General features: G+C 49.7%; 18 protein-coding genes. 12 read left to right on the top strand and 6 right to left on the bottom strand.

Going from position 1 to position 18,140, the window contains the following annotated elements:
- Positions 1-20 precede the first annotated feature (20 nt).
- From ABEB26_RS10745 to ABEB26_RS10735, 3 genes are read left to right on the top strand one after another with little or no spacing between them, the layout of a single operon-like run.
- Positions 21-491, top strand: a complete 471-nt coding sequence (locus ABEB26_RS10745) for a phosphoribosyltransferase (protein WP_345721999.1) — start codon at positions 21-23, stop codon at positions 489-491.
- Positions 491-1,297 (top strand): metallophosphoesterase family protein, encoded by an 807-nt coding sequence (locus ABEB26_RS10740; protein WP_345721998.1) that lies wholly within the window; start codon positions 491-493, stop codon positions 1,295-1,297. Before ABEB26_RS10745 ends, ABEB26_RS10740 begins: the two co-directional genes overlap by 1 nt.
- A gap of 27 nt (positions 1,298-1,324) precedes the next feature.
- Complete coding sequence (locus ABEB26_RS10735; protein ID WP_345721997.1) at positions 1,325-1,897, top strand: Uma2 family endonuclease; 573 nt, start codon at positions 1,325-1,327, stop codon at positions 1,895-1,897.
- On the opposite strand, the gene ABEB26_RS10730 is transcribed toward ABEB26_RS10735, so the two are convergent.
- On the bottom strand, positions 1,894-2,550 hold the full coding sequence (locus tag ABEB26_RS10730) for a Crp/Fnr family transcriptional regulator (protein ID WP_012190422.1): 657 nt from the start codon (positions 2,548-2,550) through the stop codon (positions 1,894-1,896). The two genes, ABEB26_RS10735 and ABEB26_RS10730, sit on opposite strands and share 4 nt — an antisense overlap.
- 203 nt (positions 2,551-2,753) lie before the next feature.
- Between ABEB26_RS10730 and ABEB26_RS10725 the strand changes: the two genes are divergently transcribed.
- Entirely contained in the window at positions 2,754-3,800 is a 1,047-nt protein-coding gene (locus tag ABEB26_RS10725; RefSeq protein WP_345721996.1) for an NAD-dependent epimerase/dehydratase family protein, read from the top strand.
- A 67-nt stretch (positions 3,801-3,867) separates the two neighbouring features.
- Complete coding sequence (locus ABEB26_RS10720; protein WP_345721995.1) at positions 3,868-4,770, top strand: isoaspartyl peptidase/L-asparaginase family protein; 903 nt, start codon at positions 3,868-3,870, stop codon at positions 4,768-4,770.
- 208 nt (positions 4,771-4,978) lie between these two features.
- Here the strand turns inward: ABEB26_RS10720 and ABEB26_RS10715 are convergent, their stop codons facing one another.
- Positions 4,979-5,437, bottom strand: coding sequence for a MarR family winged helix-turn-helix transcriptional regulator (locus ABEB26_RS10715; RefSeq protein WP_012190419.1), 459 nt, complete (start codon positions 5,435-5,437; stop codon positions 4,979-4,981).
- A 182-nt stretch (positions 5,438-5,619) separates the two neighbouring features.
- Here ABEB26_RS10715 and ABEB26_RS10710 point away from each other — a divergent pair, with 182 nt between their 5' ends.
- Entirely contained in the window at positions 5,620-6,648 is a 1,029-nt protein-coding gene (locus ABEB26_RS10710) for a zinc-binding dehydrogenase (RefSeq protein ID WP_345721994.1), read from the top strand.
- Here the strand turns inward: ABEB26_RS10710 and ABEB26_RS10705 are convergent.
- The 3 genes from ABEB26_RS10705 to ABEB26_RS10695 form a co-directional block, all read right to left on the bottom strand.
- Entirely contained in the window at positions 6,645-7,505 is an 861-nt protein-coding gene (locus ABEB26_RS10705) for an ABC transporter permease (RefSeq protein WP_345721993.1), read from the bottom strand. The two genes, ABEB26_RS10710 and ABEB26_RS10705, sit on opposite strands and share 4 nt — an antisense overlap.
- A 98-nt stretch (positions 7,506-7,603) precedes the next feature.
- A complete protein-coding gene (locus tag ABEB26_RS10700) occupies positions 7,604-8,488 on the bottom strand; it encodes an ABC transporter permease (protein WP_345721992.1) in 885 nt (294 codons plus the stop codon).
- On the bottom strand, positions 8,485-9,474 hold the full coding sequence (locus ABEB26_RS10695; protein ID WP_345721991.1) for an ABC transporter ATP-binding protein: 990 nt from the start codon (positions 9,472-9,474) through the stop codon (positions 8,485-8,487). Before ABEB26_RS10695 ends, ABEB26_RS10700 begins: the two co-directional genes overlap by 4 nt.
- A gap of 271 nt (positions 9,475-9,745) precedes the next feature.
- Between ABEB26_RS10695 and ABEB26_RS10690 the strand changes: the two genes are divergently transcribed.
- Positions 9,746-10,903, top strand: a complete 1,158-nt coding sequence (locus ABEB26_RS10690; protein WP_345721989.1) for a homogentisate 1,2-dioxygenase — start codon at positions 9,746-9,748, stop codon at positions 10,901-10,903.
- Between the two features lie 158 nt (positions 10,904-11,061).
- Positions 11,062-11,634 (top strand): rhodanese-like domain-containing protein, encoded by a 573-nt coding sequence (locus tag ABEB26_RS10685; RefSeq protein ID WP_345721988.1) that lies wholly within the window; start codon positions 11,062-11,064, stop codon positions 11,632-11,634.
- Positions 11,635-11,870: 236 nt separating this feature from the next.
- On the opposite strand, the gene serC is transcribed toward ABEB26_RS10685, so the two are convergent.
- Complete coding sequence (gene serC / locus ABEB26_RS10680) at positions 11,871-12,953, bottom strand: 3-phosphoserine/phosphohydroxythreonine transaminase (protein WP_345721987.1); 1,083 nt, start codon at positions 12,951-12,953, stop codon at positions 11,871-11,873.
- A gap of 264 nt (positions 12,954-13,217) precedes the next feature.
- Between serC and ABEB26_RS10675 the strand changes: the two genes are divergently transcribed.
- From ABEB26_RS10675 to ABEB26_RS10660, 4 genes are all read left to right on the top strand, one after another.
- A complete protein-coding gene (locus ABEB26_RS10675) occupies positions 13,218-14,084 on the top strand; it encodes a UbiA-like polyprenyltransferase (RefSeq protein WP_345721986.1) in 867 nt (288 codons plus the stop codon).
- 91 nt (positions 14,085-14,175) lie between these two features.
- Positions 14,176-15,480, top strand: a complete 1,305-nt coding sequence (locus tag ABEB26_RS10670) for a peptidoglycan recognition protein family protein (protein ID WP_345721985.1) — start codon at positions 14,176-14,178, stop codon at positions 15,478-15,480.
- A 192-nt stretch (positions 15,481-15,672) separates the two neighbouring features.
- Entirely contained in the window at positions 15,673-16,845 is a 1,173-nt protein-coding gene (locus tag ABEB26_RS10665) for a glycosyltransferase family 4 protein (protein WP_345721984.1), read from the top strand.
- A complete protein-coding gene (locus ABEB26_RS10660; protein ID WP_345721983.1) occupies positions 16,842-18,128 on the top strand; it encodes a glycosyltransferase family 4 protein in 1,287 nt (428 codons plus the stop codon). The genes ABEB26_RS10665 and ABEB26_RS10660 overlap by 4 nt, the downstream gene beginning before the upstream one ends.
- Positions 18,129-18,140 lie beyond the last annotated feature (12 nt).

Here is an 18,140-nt window from a genome sequence, read left to right as displayed (position 1 = left end):
GATTCAACGAGGCAGAACGTATGACCATCAAACATGTCCTTTCATGGGATGAAATTCAATCATTAGTTGAAATTATTAACGAACAATTGCATAATGATTATGATGCCTTGCTCGTTGTGACCCGTGGCGGGATGATTCCAGCCTGCTTGATTAGCCAACGTCGCAACTGGCGCAATATTCTGGTTGCAGCGGTGCAATTTTACACTGGAATTGGCACAACCCGTGAAGTCCCTACTTTCTTGCAATTCCCCAGCGATCCGCTGATTGTGGGCAAGAAATTATTAGTGATTGATGATATTTGGGATAGTGGCCGCACGATCGCTGCTGTGAAACAACGGCTCGATACTGCCGGAGCCAATTACGAAGTTGCGGTGCTGCACTTCAAACCAGGTTCATCGAAAGTTGAAGGCAAGCCCGATTTCTTTGCCGCTGAAACCGATCAGTGGATTGTGTATCCGTGGGAACCCCCCACAGATCCAGATGCAGAATAATGCGAATTGCCATCCTCAGCGATATTCATAGCAATTTAGCCGCTTTCGAGGCTGTGCTGGCCGATCTTCAAAGCCAAGCGGTTGATCACGTCGTCATTAATGGCGATGTGATCAACGGCGGGCCTGATCCGCGTGAATGCCTCGATTTGGCCCGCGCCACTGGCTACACCTTGCTGGCAGGCAATCATGAACGCTATATTCGTGATTATGATTTGCCCGTGCGCCCACCAGAATGGGCCAGCGATTTGTGGAAACCCTCGCTGTGGACGGTCAATCAATTTAGTCAAGCTGAACGGGCTGCATTACATAATCTGGCAACAACCTATCACACCGATGATTTATTGGTGGTCCATGCCTCGCCGCGCCACGATCAAGATTCAGTGTTTGCAATCACTCCCCAACGTGAATTAGCCGCGATGTTTGTCGATACTCCGCAGACGATCATTCGTTCGCACAACCATATTCCGCAATTTCGGCCTTGGGATGGGCGGATGATCGTCACGACTGGAGCGGTGGGCCAGCCGCTTGATGGTAATCCGTGGGCTAAATATGCGATTGCCGAGCGCAAACCACAGGGTTGGCGGGTCAAACATCGGGTGGTGATCTACGACATCGAAACCACGGTCAAGCGTTTTCATAGCTCAGGGTATTACGAAGCAGCCTACCCCATGAGCCGACTCTATTTGCGCGAAGTCCAACTTGGCACGCATCATGTTGTGCCATTTTTGCGGCTACATCAACAATGGCTCAAAGCCGACCCTCAACTTAGCTCCGAGCAAGCAGTCAAGCGCTTTTTGGAATTATGAGGGAGACTTTATCGATAAGGAGTTGTTATGAGTGCAGAGGCTATACCATCTAAAACATTCGATGAGTATATAGCCATCGAAAAAGAAACGGGCATCAAACACGAATATTATCAAGGCAAAGTTTATGCAATGACTGGAGCTAGCGCTCGGCATAATTTAATTGTGAGCAACATTATTGCAAGTCTACATCAACAATTACGCAAAAGCCCTTGTCGAGTTTTTCCTAGCGATCTCCGTTTACAAATTAGTCAAACAGGTTTATATACCTATCCTGATATTTCGGTTGCCTGTGGAACATTTGAATTTGGTAGCGAACACCCAGATACCCTGCTTAATCCAACATGTTTAATCGAAGTGTTATCGCCAAGCACCGAAAATTATGATCGCGGAATGAAATTTGAGCACTATCGAACCATCAGCAGCCTGCAAATTTACCTTGTAATTGCGCAAGATCGCTGTCATTGCGAGTTGTATCTACGCCAAACTGATCACCGTTGGTTATTGATCGAGTTTTGGTCGCTAGAGCAAACAATTCAGCTTGAGGCGATTAATGCGCAACTCAAGCTGAACGACGTGTATGAATATATTGAATTAGCCTAATTTTCGATCAGCGCTGCCAACCCTTGCATATCTAAGACCAATACATGGCCACGAGCTAACTCCACTAAGCCTTCATCGGACATTTGGCGCAGGGTTCGGCCAATAATTTCGCGCACCGTGCCTGCCCGGGCTGCCAATTCCTGATGAGTCAATGCAGCGGTTCCATCAGCCGCCTCGTGCAATAAAATTCGTGCCAAACGTGCTCGCACCGTGCGAAACGCCAAATCTTCCAGTAACACTGCTAAATCACGCGCTTGGGCCGCCAAATCGCGCAGCAAAATCAAGGTAAACTCAGGATGACTTCGTAACACATCGGGCAAGGCGGCAGTTGGCAAATGCACACAGCGGGTCGGAGCCATAGCACGGGCAGTTGCCGGAGCTGGCCCAGCATCAACAAATGGCTCAATATTAAACAACTCGCCAGTTTCAGCAATCGAGAGCACCTGTTCACGGCCATCACTGGCGGTACGCGAAAGCCGCACCCGCCCCTCTAAAATGCCAAACAAGCCAAAGCGCGGATCATCTTCCAGCACCAAATATTGGCCAGGCCGAAACGAACGAACTTCCATCGCTCGGGCAAGATCGCGCAAAGCTAATGGATCGAGTGCAGCAAAACGGGTAAATTGCCGCAGAACTTCAACGTCAACACTCATGTCAAACAGCGCCTCATGCGCGAAATTGTTACTTGAAGGGGCCAGGGGCTAGGGATGAGGGGCTAGGAATAGTTATACTTCCCTTCATCTGAACCCTGAAACCCGAAGCCTGATCCCTAACTCCTAGTGTAGCATAGCCCCAACAAATTGTGATATTATGTGCAAATAATCTAAAATTGAATTGTTTGAGGATTGATACAATCATGACTCGTCAAAAAGTGCTCGTAACAGGCGGCGCAGGCTTCCTTGGAATTAACCTTTTGCGCTACCTTGATGCCAAAGGCTACGACTTAGTTTCCTATGATTTTGCCGATTGGACCTATACTGATCTCAAAGATCATATCACGATTGTTAAAGACGATATTCGCAACGTTGCTGGGCTTGATCGGGCCATGCAAGGCGTTGATTTCGTTGTACATACTGCCGCAGCCTTGCCGCTTTATCCAGCTGAAGATATTTTTTCGACCGATATTGATGGCACGCGCAATGTGCTGGAAGTTGCCAAAAAACATGGCGTAAAACGGGTGGTTCACATCTCATCAACCGCAGTTTATGGCATTCCCGACCATCATCCATTGGTTGAAAACGACCGTTTGGATGGAGTTGGGCCATATGGCAAAGCCAAAGTGATGGCCGAATATGTGGCCTTGGAATATCGCGCCAAAGGCATGGAAGTGCCGATTATTCGTCCGAAATCGTTTATCGGGCCAGAACGGCTTGGTGTTTTCGCTTTGCTCTACGATTGGGCCATCGATGGTCACAACTTCCCGATGATTGGCAATGGCAAAAATCGCTATCAATTGCTCGATGTTGAAGATCTCTGCGATGCGATTTATTTGTCGATGACCTTGCCTGCTGAAGTTGCCAACGATACCTTCAATGTTGGCGCGAAAGAATTCGCCACCATGAAGGAAGATTATCAAGCGGTGCTTGATTATGCTGGCCATGGCAAAAAAATCATTGGCTCACCAGCAACTCCAGCCATTTGGACGCTACGCGCGTTGGAATTTTTGCGGGTTTCGCCGCTCTACAAGTGGGTTTACGAAACCGCCTCGAAAGACTCATTTGTCTCAATCGAAAAGGCCGAAACCCAACTTGGCTGGAAGCCTAAATTCTCCAACCAAGATGCCTTGATTCGTAACTTCAAGTGGTATATCGACAATCGCAACTCGTTTGCCAATGCTTCAGGGGTGACCCACCGCGTGCCGTGGAAACAAGGCGCGATTGGTTTGCTCAAAAAAGCCTTCTAAAAAATCACTACGTCTAGCGTATAATTGCTGGGCGTAGTTTTTTTATTTAATTCGATATGAGGTATTTATGCCCTTAGCAATTGCCGTTCACGGTGGCGCTGGCGATATTCCCGATTCATTACGCCCAGACCACGCCGCTGGAATTCAAGCTGCATTGCAAGCAGGCAAGGCGGTATTGCAGGCTGGTGGCACGGCGCTTGAAGCCGCTACCGCCGCTGTGATTATCTTGGAAGATTTGCCAGCCTTCAATGCTGGTTATGGCAGTGTGCTCAATCGCGAAGGCTTTGTGCAAATGGATGCTGGCTTGATGGATGGCACGAGCCTTGATGTAGGCGCAGTTGCCGCTGTCGAGGGCATCAAAAATCCCATTCTGGCCGCGCAAGCAGTGCTTAAAACCCCGCATATTTTGTTTGCTAAGACCGATGCCGAGGCAGTTGCGCGAGCAGCCGGCGTTGAATTTGTCGATAATGCCAGCCTGATCACGCCCCGACGGCAGGCCCAATGGGCCAGCGGTGATCGCGATTTTAAAGTTGATTCAGGCAGCACTGATAGCGAAACGATTGCCGATACGGTGGGGGCAGTGGCACTTGATGGCTTGGGTAATATTGCAGCGGCAACCTCAACTGGCGGGATGAGTGGCAAGCCGTTAGGCCGAATCGGCGATTCGCCAATTCCTGGCGGTGGTTTTTACGCCGATAGCCATGCTGGCGGTTGTTCGACCACAGGTTGGGGCGAAACTATCGCTCGGGTGTTGCTGGCACGGCGGGCAATCGAGAATCTTGAACGTGGCATGGATGTGCAAGCTGCTGCTGAAGCCGCTGTGGCAGTACTCGGCCAACGGATCGAAGGTGGCGAGGGCGGCTTGATTTTGGTTGCCAGCAATGGCCAAATCGGCGCAGCCTTCAATTCACAGCGCATGACCCACGCCTACTGGAACAACCTCGACGATCAAGAACAGATTATCGCCTAACAATCGTAAAGGTTTAATCGCATTCCGCTGTGAGCCAACAGTCCTAGGATTCATCGGTGAATATGTGCAAATCCCCCTAAATGTGCTTTTGGGGGTGCAGGGGGAGGAAAACCCCCTGCGTTTCCCGCCTTGAGGCGGGACGGAAGGGTGGTGATCATAACTAAACTATGGAATTTCCAGAAGTGGACAAGCTCGATGCTCATATTGGCTAAACCTCAGATTCCTCGCGATACATCCGCTCTAACGCCTCGACCGCGCGATTCATCAGCTCCAAAAATTGGGCTTGATCGCTGGGCGAAAGCCCACTCAGCAACTGAGTAAAACGATCAAGATGGGCATTGTGCATTTCGGCGAGCATCCGCGAACCATCGGCGCTCAGCTGTAACAATACCCGCCGACTATCAACCTGATCGGGTAAGCGTTCGAGTAAACCACTGGCCTCAAGCTTGCGCGTGAGCACCGTGACTGAAGGCGGAGTCATGGCGAGCGCTTCGGCCAAATCCTTCATCGGCAGGCCTGGCTGGTGCTCCAAAATAAACATCGCCCGTAGATGCGAATGCGATAAACCTAGCTCATGGATTTTGGCATAGGCTCCATCCAAGGGCATGCGCTTGGTTCGATCGATCAATTGAATGAATTGTTGGGCATATTCACGGCTTGTTGTCATAATAGGTCACTGTATCTAACGGCTACATCGCCGCTTACAATTTAGTTAAGTTAACTAACTATCTTGATCATACTGCAAAATAATCCAGCGTCAAGTAGCAGATTGTTAAAAATAAGGCGATCATTCTGGCCAAAACGCGGTATGATAGCAGCGCAACGTGCCTAGAGAAGGATCTGGATTTTATGAGCGAACAACCAGCGTTTGATCCGACGATTATTCGTAGCAAAGCCTTGATTATTAGCGATTATAGCGGCGATTTGGCCAAACTTGAGCTTGTCGAGCGCAGTTTACGCCCACTCAAGCCCCATGAAGTCTTGGTCAAAGTCGCTGCTACTCCGATTAATCCCTCGGATATGATGTTTATCAATGGTGTGTATGGTATCACAAAGCCGCTGCCTGCCGTACCTGGTTTCGAAGGTAGTGGCACAATTGTGAGCACTGGTGATCAATTATATAGCAAAGTGTTGCTGGGCAAGCGGGTTTCGTTCGCCACCCAATCGCCTGATGATGATGGTGCGTGGGCCGATTATGTGATTGTGGCGGCGCGTCAATGCCTACCTTTGGCCGATAGCCTAGGTTTTGAGCAAGCCGCATCAGCCATTGTCAATCCGGTGAGTGCTTGGGCTTTGATCGATATTGCGCGTCAGCGCAACGCTAAAGCCTTGGTGCAAACCGCCGCTGCTAGCCAATTGGGCCGTATGTTAATCCGCTTGGCCCAACGCGAAAAATTAACCTTGATCAATATTGTGCGACGGCCAGAACAGGTCGAATTATTGCGGGTTTTAGGGGCGGAGTATGTGCTTAATTCCAATAGCCCTGATTTTGCCGAGGAACTTGCCAGTCTATGCGCAGCCCAGCAAGCCAATTTGGCTTTTGATGCAGTTGGTGGGGAATTAGTTGGACAAGTGCTCAAAGCAATGCCCAAAGGTAGCACGATGATGGTTTATGGCGCATTAGCCGATGGCGCATGCCAAATTGATCCACGGAGCTTAATCTTTGAAAATAAACATGTGACGGGTTTTTGGCTGACTGATTGGATTAGCCAGATCAACCCTTTGAATTTTGCGCGGATCACCAAAAATATCCAAAAATTGTTGATTGATGAGCTGGCTTCAACGATTCAAGGGCGTTTTAAGCTTTCTGAAGCCCAAAACGCCCTTGAACTGTATCAAAACAATATGACTGGTGGCAAAGTCTTGTTCACGCCTTAGTAGGCCGTGTTCATATCCAACAAGCCTTTTTCTTTGGCCCGATGTTCGGCGCGGCGCTGCAATGGAATTGAAATTAAGGCCATTGCCATGGCTGCGCCAACCAAAATCCACAATAAATTGCTGGTGCTCAATTGCTCAAGCCCGGTTTTATAGACTGGATTGCGGGCATCGACCCATAAGGCGCGACGCATGCCTTCAAGCCAATAGGTTAACGGTACGGCACGGGCAATCGTTTGCATCCAAATTGGCAGCACGGTAATTGGAAACAAAGCCCCAGTGAAAAGATACAATGCGCCGGAAACTGCTTGACCCACAAAGCCAGCGTGGCGGGCAATCATCAAGGTCACGCCCGCTAAAATCTGGGCGGCAAAGGTCACGATCAATAAACCAAGCACAACGACTGCCAGCAACAACGGCCAATCGATCGTGCTCAGCCGAATTGGAATATCGAGCACCAATGCGCCAAAGGTCAAGGTGAGCGGCACTGCCAAGAAATTAACTGAAACTTTGGCAAAGCCACGGCCCCACAAATAGCCATACATCGACGATGGAGTAATCGCAATATATTTGAGCATGCCCATTCGTTCACGATCTTCGAGCACCGCCCATGCCATGCTATCGAGCAACAAGGCCACAATTGAATACACCACCGTGCCGATAAACACGTAGGGCAAGAGATCGGCCCCATTCACGTTGCCAGTGCGCTGCAACACCCGCAGCATCATGGTCATAATCAAGCCATTCGACATTGGCACTAACAATGACCACAAAATATAAAAAAGCGGATTCGTCCAGTTGCTTTCGGTTTTCCAGCCCAACCAAAAGCCTACGCGAAACGCCTGCAAAAATCGCTGCATAGAAACCCCTTTTGGAAGGATGAATTATGAGTTATGAAGGATGAAAGTAGAGTTTTGATAGTGGCTTCATCCCTCATCCTTCATAATTCATCCTTTTATTAATTGCCTCGCTCGGTTAGGCGGCCATCTTGGCGTGATTTATGTTCCATGCACAGCAAGGCCCAGCGGGCGACAAGCCCGAAGCCCAAGGCTAGGCCTGCCAAAATTGCTGCTTCTGTGCCAACGCTCAAAAATTGAAATTGCTGCATCATTTCAGGGAACAGCAATTGGCGCATTGCATCAAGGCCCAAGGTTAATGGCACAACCGAAGCTCCGGTGGCGACAACCGTACCCAGTGCTTTGACCGGAAAATGAAAGCCTGAAACAAAGAAAACAGGCTCTTGCAAGGCGGCAGTCATCTGCCAAGCGCCGCGTCCGTAGACCAAGAAAATAGAGCTGAGCAGCATGCCCAAGCCATACAAGGCAATCAGCGACAAGAAGAAAATGCCCACCAAGGCAAACCAATTAGTGGCTTGATAGCGAATTCCAAAGATCAAGGAGCCGCCAATTAAAATAATTGCGGCACGAATCGTTGTTGCGAACAAACCACCCAAGGCCATGCCCGTTAAAATCGCCATGCGCGAGGTTGGAGCAAGCATATACAGTTGTAAATTGCCTTGCTCTTTATCCCAATACAACTGCATCGCCATCGACCAAAGCACATTCAGCCAAAAAGCGGTCATGGCTCCGCCGACCAACACCAAGCCCTTGTAGGAAGCCGGCGCACCAATCGCCTCGTAGACCAACACATACGACATAGTAGCCATAAACGGCAAAAATATATCGAAGAACAACCAACTTAGTTCGCGTTGTGTGCCGATAATCCGCGGATAAGCCCGCCCAATGACTGAGCGCCAAAAGATTGTAAAAGCACTTGGCCCTTTGCCACGGCGTGGGTTTGGTTGGCGTTCAACTGCTGTATGTTTATCGAGAATCACGCTCATGCACTGGCCTCACTTTCTGATAATGAGTGGCCAACGAGGTTGACAAACACATCTTCAAGGGTTGGTTGACGTTTTTCGAGCGATAACAAACCTGCATTATGTGCGGCTAGTTGGCTCAATACTTGGGGCAAAATCGCATCATCACGTAGAATCAGGCTTAATTCATCACGTTGATCGCCGCTCCGTTGGCTGATGCTTTGCACGCCAGCAATTTGCTCAACCGCTTGCAAAAAGGCCGGATTTACAGGTGTAGTGAATAAGCGAAATACGACATCTTCTTGCAGCGAGTGCTTGAGGCTGGTTGGTGTATCGCAGGCCAAAATCGTGCCGCCGCTGATAATCGCCACCCGATCGCATAGTTCATCAGCTTCTTGCATATAGTGGGTGGTTAGCACAACAGTTTTGCCTGGATTGGTATCGAGCCAATGGCGGGTATAGTTGCGCAGCGTGCGAGCCGCCTCAACATCCAACCCAAGCGTTGGCTCATCAAGAAACAACACATCAGGATCGGTCAATAAACCACGAATATAGTTCATTTTTTGGCGCAAGCCCGTCGAAAGAAAGCTCACGCGAGTTTTAGCCCGATCAGCCAAGCCCATCACTTCGAGCAATTCGTCGATCCGTTTATTGGCAAGTTTACTATCCATGCCATGAAACTGGGTAAACATCCATAAGTTTTCGCGCACAGTCAACAAACCATAGCCTGATGATTCGCCGCCCGAAACCATGTTGATATGGCGGCGAACTGCATCGGCTTCATGCAGCACATCGAAGCCCCAAACCTCAGCCGTACCGCCGCTGGGCAATAACAGCGTGGTTAAAATTTTGATCGTGGTGGTTTTGCCAGCGCCGTTTGGCCCGAGAAAACCAAATAATTCGCCTGGCCGTACCGCTAAATCTACCCCATCAAGCGCCTTCAAGACCCGTTCTTTAGTTTTATAGGTTCGTTGCAAATTGACGGTTCGAATGGCATATTCAGGCTGCATAGTTCCTCGCACAGAAAGTAAACACCGCCTTGCGGCAGTGTAATTGGTATTCGCTATCAACAATTGATCATCTGGTGATTAGCATAGCTCAACTGTGTGCTAGCAACATGGGTCTAGAGAACGATTGATCGCTTGAAATCATTAATTGGCCGTGATTGTTCAGACCGAAGTCTCCCCAATTTTGCAATTTGGCATTATAATCAGGCTGTTGGCCAATACAGAAGTAGGGCTGAATTGGTCTTGTCGTTTTCACTTTTGCAGGAGGTCAAAGATGCCCTTCTATCACAAACTTGGCAACATTCCACACAAGCGCCATACCCAATTTCGCAAGCCCGACGGTTCGCTGTATTCGGAACAGTTGATGGGCACAAAGGGATTTAGTGGGGTCGAGGCCTTGCTTTATCACCATTATCCGCCAACTGCAATTCTCAAAGTCGAAGATCTCGGTTCAACCGCGATCGCGCTTGAGGAAGATGGAGCATTGCGCCATCGTCACCTCAAAACCTTTGCCCACAAGCCTGGTGGCGATCCCATCGGCGGGCGACGGATGTTGTTGGTCAACAATGATGTGCGCATGGGGATTGTGCACCCAACCGAGCCGCAAAACTATTTCTATCGCAATGGCGAAGGCGATGAAATGTTGTTCATCCACGAAGGCGAGGGCGTGCTCGAAACGATTTTTGGCAATATTCCCTATCGCCGTGGTGATTACTTGGTGATTCCTATTGGTACAACCTATCGGGTGAACACCAACGGCACGCCAACTAAGATGCTGGTGCTCGAAACCATGGGTGAAATCACCACGCCCAATCGCTATCGCAACGAACATGGCCAATTGCTGGAGCATGCGCCATTTTGCGAACGTGATATTCGCGTGCCGCTGGAACTTACGCCGCACGACGAAAAAGGCGAATTTGCCGTGCATGTGCGGGCGCATGGCCGCATGACCAAGCATGTGCTCGATCACCATCCCTTTGATGTAGTTGGCTGGGATGGCTATCTCTATCCATTTGCCTTTAATATTGAAGATTTCGAGCCAATTACTGGGCGGGTGCATCAACCACCGCCAGTTCACCAAACCTTCAGTGGGCCAAATTTTGTGGTTTGCTCGTTTGTGCCGCGCCTGTTCGATTATCATCCTGAGGCAATTCCAGCGCCGTACAATCACTCCAATGTTGAGAGCGATGAAGTGCTGTATTATGTCGAAGGCAATTTTATGTCGCGACGTGGGGTTGATCTCGGCTCGATCACCTTACACCCATCGGGCATGCCGCATGGGCCGCATCCAGGTACGGTTGAGGGATCAATTGGCAAAGCTGCGACCGAAGAATTGGCCGTGATGGTCGATACCTTCAAGCCGCTGTATCTGACCAAAGAAGCCTTGAGTCTCGAAGAACCGAGCTACACCTATTCATGGGTCAACCACTAAAATACCCAACGGCCAAGGATCTTGTTCCTTGGCCGTTTATTGATCATCCTCGCATGATGTAACCTTTGACAAGCAACCTGCATCTCTAAACTACGGAAGCGCAACCTTGCGATGAGAGTGTCCAACGACCTTAGTTTAGTGATTATGGAGTCTTGTTCATGGAATTACCCTTGATGGTCAATGTTCAACACGTTAAGCAACAACTGCAAGCGGGGAATGATTTGGTGTTGCTTGATGTACGAACTGCTGTTGAATTTGAAAGTGTGCATATCGATGGTAGCTTGAATGTTGCCCTTGATCAAATTGAACAGCAACGCCAGCAGCTGAGCGAAAGCCTCAAACATCCAGTAGTATTGGTCTGCCGCAGTGGCAATCGGGCACGCCAAGCCGCAGCCTTATTACAGCATGTCAATCTCCCAAACTTACATATTTTAGAGGGTGGGATTCAGGCGTGGCAGGCTGCCAACGAGCCAGTTAAGCAAGGCCGCCAACGCTGGGCCTTGGATCGCCAAGTGCGTGGCTTAGCAGGCAGTATTGTATTGTTTAGCATGATTGGGAGTTTGTTTTGGTCGCCACTGCGCTGGGTTGCCGCGTTTATGGGTGCTGGCTTGACCTATTCGGCGCTGACCGATAGTTGCGCCATGGGCATGCTACTTAGCAAGTTGCCCTACAATCGCCAAACAACCTGCCAACCTAGCTTTACCCCCATGCAAAACGAAGTTAAGGCTTAGTTTAGGGGTCAGGAGCTAGGGATTAGGATTCAGGCTTGAGGTTGGCTATCGGGCATTAGTTGATACTCCAACGAAATAAAGCCAATAGCCTGATCTTCGTGTTCCTTCGTGCTCTTCGTGGATCAACAACTGGCCCCCTAGCTCCTGATCCCTGGCCCCTTCGTGCTCTTCGTGGATCAAATAAGCCCTCAGCGACTGGCTCACCATCCAATCACTGAGGGCTTGTTGTAGGTTAATTAGCCTTGTTTGGCGGCAAAATGAGCCATAAAGCTGGCGAGGGCTTCAACCCCTTCAATGCTCATGGCGTTGTAGATCGAGGCCCGAACCCCGCCGACCGAGCGATGGCCTGGCAAGCCGATCATTCCTTGGGCTTTGGCTTCGGCCAAGAATTGCTTTTCAAGCTCTTGATTGGGAAGATTGAAGGTTACATTCATTTGTGAGCGGCTATCAGCGACTGCATGACCGCGATAGAAACCACCTGAGTTATCGATGGCATTGTAGATAATATTCGCTTTGCGAGTGTTGTATTCAGCCATGCCAGCCAAACCACCCTGCTCTTGAATCCAAGCTAAAACGAGGTTAAGCATATAGACCCCAAAGGTTGGTGGGGTGTTATAGAGCGAATTATTTTTGGCGTGGGTGCTATAGCGCAACATCGTAGGAACATTCTTTGCGCCTTTGTCGAGCCAATCTTCGCGAATCAGCACCACGGTTACCCCGGAAGGCCCAAGATTTTTTTGTGCTCCGGCATACACCAAGCCAAACTTACTAGCGTCAAAAGGCCGCGAGAAGATATCGCTGCTCATATCGGCTACGATTGGCACACCGTTGGTTTCAGGGATGTTCTGCCATTGCGTGCCATAAATCGTGTTGTTGGTGGTTAAGTGCACATAAACTGGATTTTCGCTGAATTGCAGTTCAGCTTGGCTGGGGATACGGTTGTGATTATCTGCTTCGGTGGTAGCTGCAATATGTACCTTGCCGATTTTTTGGGCTTCATCACGAGCTTTTTCGGCCCATGTGCCTGTTACGATATAATCAGCAACCTGATCGGCTCCCAAGAAATTCATGGGAATCATGGCAAATTGAGTGCTGGCTCCGCCTTGCAATAACAAGACCCGATAGCCGCTTTCAATGCCTAACAAAGCCTTAAAACGGGCTTCTACTTCATTATTAACCGCTTCGAATTCTTTGGCACGATGGCTGGTTTCCATCACCGAAATACCAGTGCCCGCAAAATCGCGAAGTTCTTCTTGGGCTTGGCTCAAAACACTGGGTGGCAAAATCGCCGGACCGGCATTGAAGTTGTAGACCGTCATTTGTACACTCCTCGGCGCAAACAAAAAAAGCCCCTATCCAAACGTATTCAACGTTGAACACGAGGTGGTCGTTTAGCTCAGGCAGCATTGCCAGCAGTTTGTGATACAAGGCACATTGTAGGGAATGCTGGCATAAAAGTCAAAGCTGGATTAATTGGCAAATTAGCCCACATAGCGAGCATAAAGTAGGATTACCACAAGCAAAGGGCTGCTATATAATGAATACAGAGAGAGGCTTGATTTATCGACCATAGGAAACGCAGCATGACAAGTTTACGCCAAACCTTGCACCAAACCGCGATCAATATCAAGGTAGAACACACAGTTTTTGCCCTTCCCTTCGCCTATTTGGGTCTGTTTTTAGCCAATAAACAATTCCCTGGTTGGCAACCACTCATTTTGGTAACTTTAGCGATGGTGGCAGCTCGCACCGCTGCAATGTCCTTTAATCGCTATCTTGATCGCCATTTTGATGCACGAAACCCGCGCACCAGCATTCGGCCAATTCCGGCTGGGACACTTTCGGCCAAATCGGTCTTGATCGTTGGCTTAGTTTCGTTAACCGTGCTGGTGATCTCGGCTGGCTTGTTAAACCCGTTGTGTTTGCTGCTCTCGCCGATTGCGTTAATTGCGCTGACCGGATATTCCTACATGAAGCGCTTTACTTGGTTGTGCCACTTTGGTTTAGGTTTTACTGATGCAATTGCCCCGGCTGGCGGCTGGCTGGCAGTTGATCCCAATTTTCGGCTTTCAATGCTGTTACTGGCGGCAGCAGTCGGCATTTGGATTGCTGGCTTTGATTTAATTTACGCCTGCCAAGATGTTGATTTTGATCGGCGCGAAGGTCTACACTCGTTGCCAGCTCGTTTTAGCATTGCAACATCGCTGCGTGTCGCCAAGATCTGCCATATTGCGATGATTGGTTTGCTCTTGGCGGTAGGAGTTTCATTAAGCCTAAGTTGGCCATTTTACGTTGGGGTTGCAGCGGCAGCAGGCTTGTTGGTCTATGAGCATAGCTTAATCAACCCCCGCGACCTTTCCAAAATTGATATTGCCTTCTTTAATGTTAATAGCTATATTGCTGGTGTGCTCTTTCTGTTTACGCTCACCAGTTTGTATGTTGGCAACTAGGGCTAGATATTGAAATTGTGTCTAGCCAATCACCCAACTCCAACTATATAATTGGGCTACTCTCGGTGTTTTGTGCGAAGGAGATCAATCAATGACTGATGCCAATCAACCGCTGCAAGACGAACCCTTACCCTCGTTTGATTTGCCTGACCCCAAAGATGCCATGCCGCATGAAGATACGCTCAGCGAGGAAGGCACGCGCGGGGTTGTGCCTGTTGACCAGTTTTTGTATATCGGTCAGGGTCTAAAAGCCGATGAATTTACCCATTATGTTGATACCTATAACTTTGGGGCTGTGCCACCCAATTTTGTAGTGTTACACCATACCGCCGTACCCAGCACCGCTGCCGCGCCCTATCCCTCGGGCTGGCGCTGGGATAACCAAGAAGCGGGCTTGAGCGAAGGCCAAATTTACCGTAAACGCCTTAAACAGCTAGAAACCCTACGCGAATACTATCGCACCAGCGCTGGCTGGGATCGTGGCCCACACTTATTTATCGATGAAACGTGGATCTGGTTGTTCACGCCGATGTATGACCAAGGGATTCATGCCGCCCAAGGCAATGGCTATCGCGATAGCAAAGGCACGTTGCAATATTCAATTGGGATCGAAGTTTGTGGTTACTTTGAAAAAATGCAGTGGTCGGCTCCCGTCGCAGCCTTGGTTGGTCATGCAGTGGCAGTGCTCAAACGCAAATTAAACAGCTTTGAGATTCGCTATCAAAAATTTGGTGGTGGCATTTCATCACACCGTGACTACAATAAACCTTCATGTCCAGGCGCAGCTATTACCGAATCGTATTACATCAGCACAATTCAAAATGCCTTCGATCGCTTAAGCAATGTTCAAAGCACCCCAATTGCCGATAGCCCAATTACCACAAATACACCATTATTGAGTGCAACGCCCTCGGGCAGCCGCGAAAAGGCGATTGCCTTTATTCGCAAGAGCTTACCTGACAACTCTGAATATAAGAACGATATTGAGACGATTATGGGCTATTACTGGGTCTATGCCCCGAGCGTTGGGCTAGATCCCTTCTTGGCCGCAGCCCAATGTATTTTTGAAACCGCTGGCTTGACCTCAGGCTGGGCCGCGCGACCAAAACGAAATCCGGCTGGCTTGGGCGTGCGTCAAGAGGGTGGTCTTTCGTTCAGCACCTGGGATGGAGCAGTTCAAGCGCATATTGGCCAATTATTGGCCTTAGCTTTGCGTGATGATGAAGCTAATCAAGCCCAAAAAACCATGATGGCCGCCAATCCACGCCATGGCAAGATTCCAGCTAACTTGCGTGGAGTTGCCAAAACCTTGGCTGGCTTGAGCAATAATTGGACTGATGATGCCGATTATGCTAACAAGTTTGCTACTCGTGCTGAGGCAATTCGCAAAGGGTAGCAGCAAACGCTCAAAAGTATAGTCACTTTAACGCAGAGGCGCAGAGCATAATGGATTAATAAATGCTCTGCGCCTCGCCCCTGACACCTCGCCCCTGACACCTCGCCCCTGACACCTACCCTAGATTTTTTGCTCAAGCTTCGCTGTTTGCGGCTATAATACGTGTTGAACGACAAACTGTAGGGATTACATGTGAAAGTCTTGTATATTGCCAGCGGCATTCGCGTGCCTGGTGCATTTGGTGGCGCAATTCATACAACCGAAGTTGCCCAAGGCTTGGCCCAACTTGGGGTTGAAATGCATGTAGTGACGCGGCCAGCTCAAGGCCAACGCCGCAAACCATGGCAACTGCCTAAACGGCAAATCGGGGCTATTACGTGGTATGAGGCAGATCTACCCAAGCCCTTGAGTTTGCTTGGCTACGCAGCGATTGCACGACTTGTTCGCGAGTTGCGGCCCGATGCAGTGATGGAGCGCTACTACAATTTTGCGGGGGCTGGCATTTTGGCAGCGGCTCGCCAAGGGATTCCAACGCTTTTGGAAGTTAATGCCTTAATTGTTGACCCGCCCCAAGTGCGCAAACGCCAACTTGATGATGCTTTGGCTTGGCTTTTGCCTGGCAAGCATGGCCCGTTGCGGCGCTGGGCTGCTTGGCAATGTCGCCATAGCACCAAGATTGTGACTCCATTGCATACAACCGTGCCGCCAGAAATTGAGCGCAGCCGGATTGTCGAGTTGCCTTGGGGTGCGAATGTTCAAGCATTTAGCCCGCAAACCCAAGCGCCAGCCCAGCCAGTGTTTGTCTTTCTTGGCTCGTTTCGCCATTGGCATGGGGTGACTGATTTTATTCGCGCAGCAATTCGTTTGATTCAACAAGGCAGCCCAGCGCGATTTTTATTAATTGGCAGTGGCCCAGAACAAGCCGAAGCCCAACGTTTAGCAGCGCCTTATGCTGAGCGTTTTGAATGGGCCGGAGCGGTAGCTCACGAACAAGTACCAGCGTTATTAGCCCGTGCTAGTGTTGGAGTTGCGCCGTTCAATCCGGCTCGCCACCCAGCTTTGCAAGCGGCAGGCTTCTTTTGGTCGCCGCTGAAAATTTACGAATATATGGCGGCTGGCTTGCCCGTGGTGACTGCCAATATTCCGCCACTGGATACAATTATTCGGCCTCGGCAAGAAGGTGAATTGTTTGAAGCTGGCAATATCAACGACCTTGCTCGCGTCATGCAACTGGTTGCCAATGATCCGCAACGCCAACAATGGGGCTTGAATGCCCGTCAACGGGTGGTCGAACATTATTCGTGGGAGCAACATTGCCAAACTTTGCATCAATTATTGCAAACGATGATTAAGGAACAGCCATGAAACCGTTGCATGTGCTATTGCCAACCGATGTTTTTCCACCGCGTACTGGTGGCGCAGGTTGGAGTAGCCATGCCTTGGCGCTGGCATTACTCGAACGCGGTCATCAGGTGACGGCATTGGTTCCCAAGGCTGGCATGCGCGGGTTGCATCGGCGGGTTGAGGCGAGTGTTTCGGTAGTTGAGGTTGGCTATCAACCTGCTCGCTTGCCATTTGTCGCCAATTGGTCGCGTTTTGAGCTATTCTGGCCCCAATTTGCCCAAGCAATTGTCCAGACGATCGGTAACCAGCGCGATAATGTAATCATCCATGGACAGCACGTCCAAGGAATTGGTGCGGCAGTTTTGGCTGGGCGACAGCTTAACATTCCAGTTGTAGCAACTGTGCGTGATCACTGGCCAAATCATTATTTTGGCACAAATTTACATGGCGATCAGCTACCGCTTGAGGATTTTGGTTGGTCTGCCGCCGCTACCGATTTAATCGCACGGCGCAAACCTTTGCTGGGCGTACTTTCGTTATTGGCTTTGCCCTATGTCCAAGCCCATATGCAACGGCGACGGCAATGGTTGCAAGCCTGTGATGCTGTCGTTTCTTTGAGCAATTACATCACACAGCGGCTTAGCACAGTGGTTGCGCCAGAAAAATTATGGCCAATTCCGAATATGGTTAATTTGGCGGCGATTAGCAAAGTGCTAGCAACGCCCACCAAAACGACCATTAATCAACCATATATCTTGTTTACTGGCAAATTGGCTCGCAATAAAGGAGCCTATTTACTACCCGAAATTATGGCTAGTTTTCGGGCTGCTGGTGGGGTTGCAACCCTTGTCATTGCTGGTGGCAAGAATCCAGAGCTTGTTGCAGAAATTCAAGCCCAAGGGATTGAGGTTTTAGCCCTAGATTGGGTTGAGCATGACGAGGTTTTGCGCTTGATGGCGGGGGCCAAACTCTTGCTCTTTCCATCAACATGGGGCGAACCGCTGAGTCGGGTTTTACTTGAGGCTTGTGCTGTGCGTATGCCGATTGTGGCAATGGCCACGGGCGGCACCCCAGATCTGATTCAGCATGGCCAGAATGGTTATCTGGCCCGCTCAGCCAAGCAACTGGGAGTTTTAGCGGCAGAATTGCTGGATAATCCGCAACAAGCTGCACGATTGGGCCAGGCCGCCTATCAAACAGCCCAAACCCGTTTGGCAACCACGATTGTTGCCGAGCAAGTTGAACAACTGTATTGGGCACTACTTACCCAACAACCACAGCGTGCGCTGCCTGGGTATGATTAAGTTACTGTGTAG

The sequence above is a fragment of the Herpetosiphon gulosus genome (assembly GCF_039545135.1).
GTDB classification, from domain to species: domain Bacteria; phylum Chloroflexota; class Chloroflexia; order Chloroflexales; family Herpetosiphonaceae; genus Herpetosiphon; species Herpetosiphon gulosus.
The sequence above is the reverse complement of the archived record's forward strand: the minus strand, read 5'-3'. Positions and strand labels throughout refer to the sequence as shown.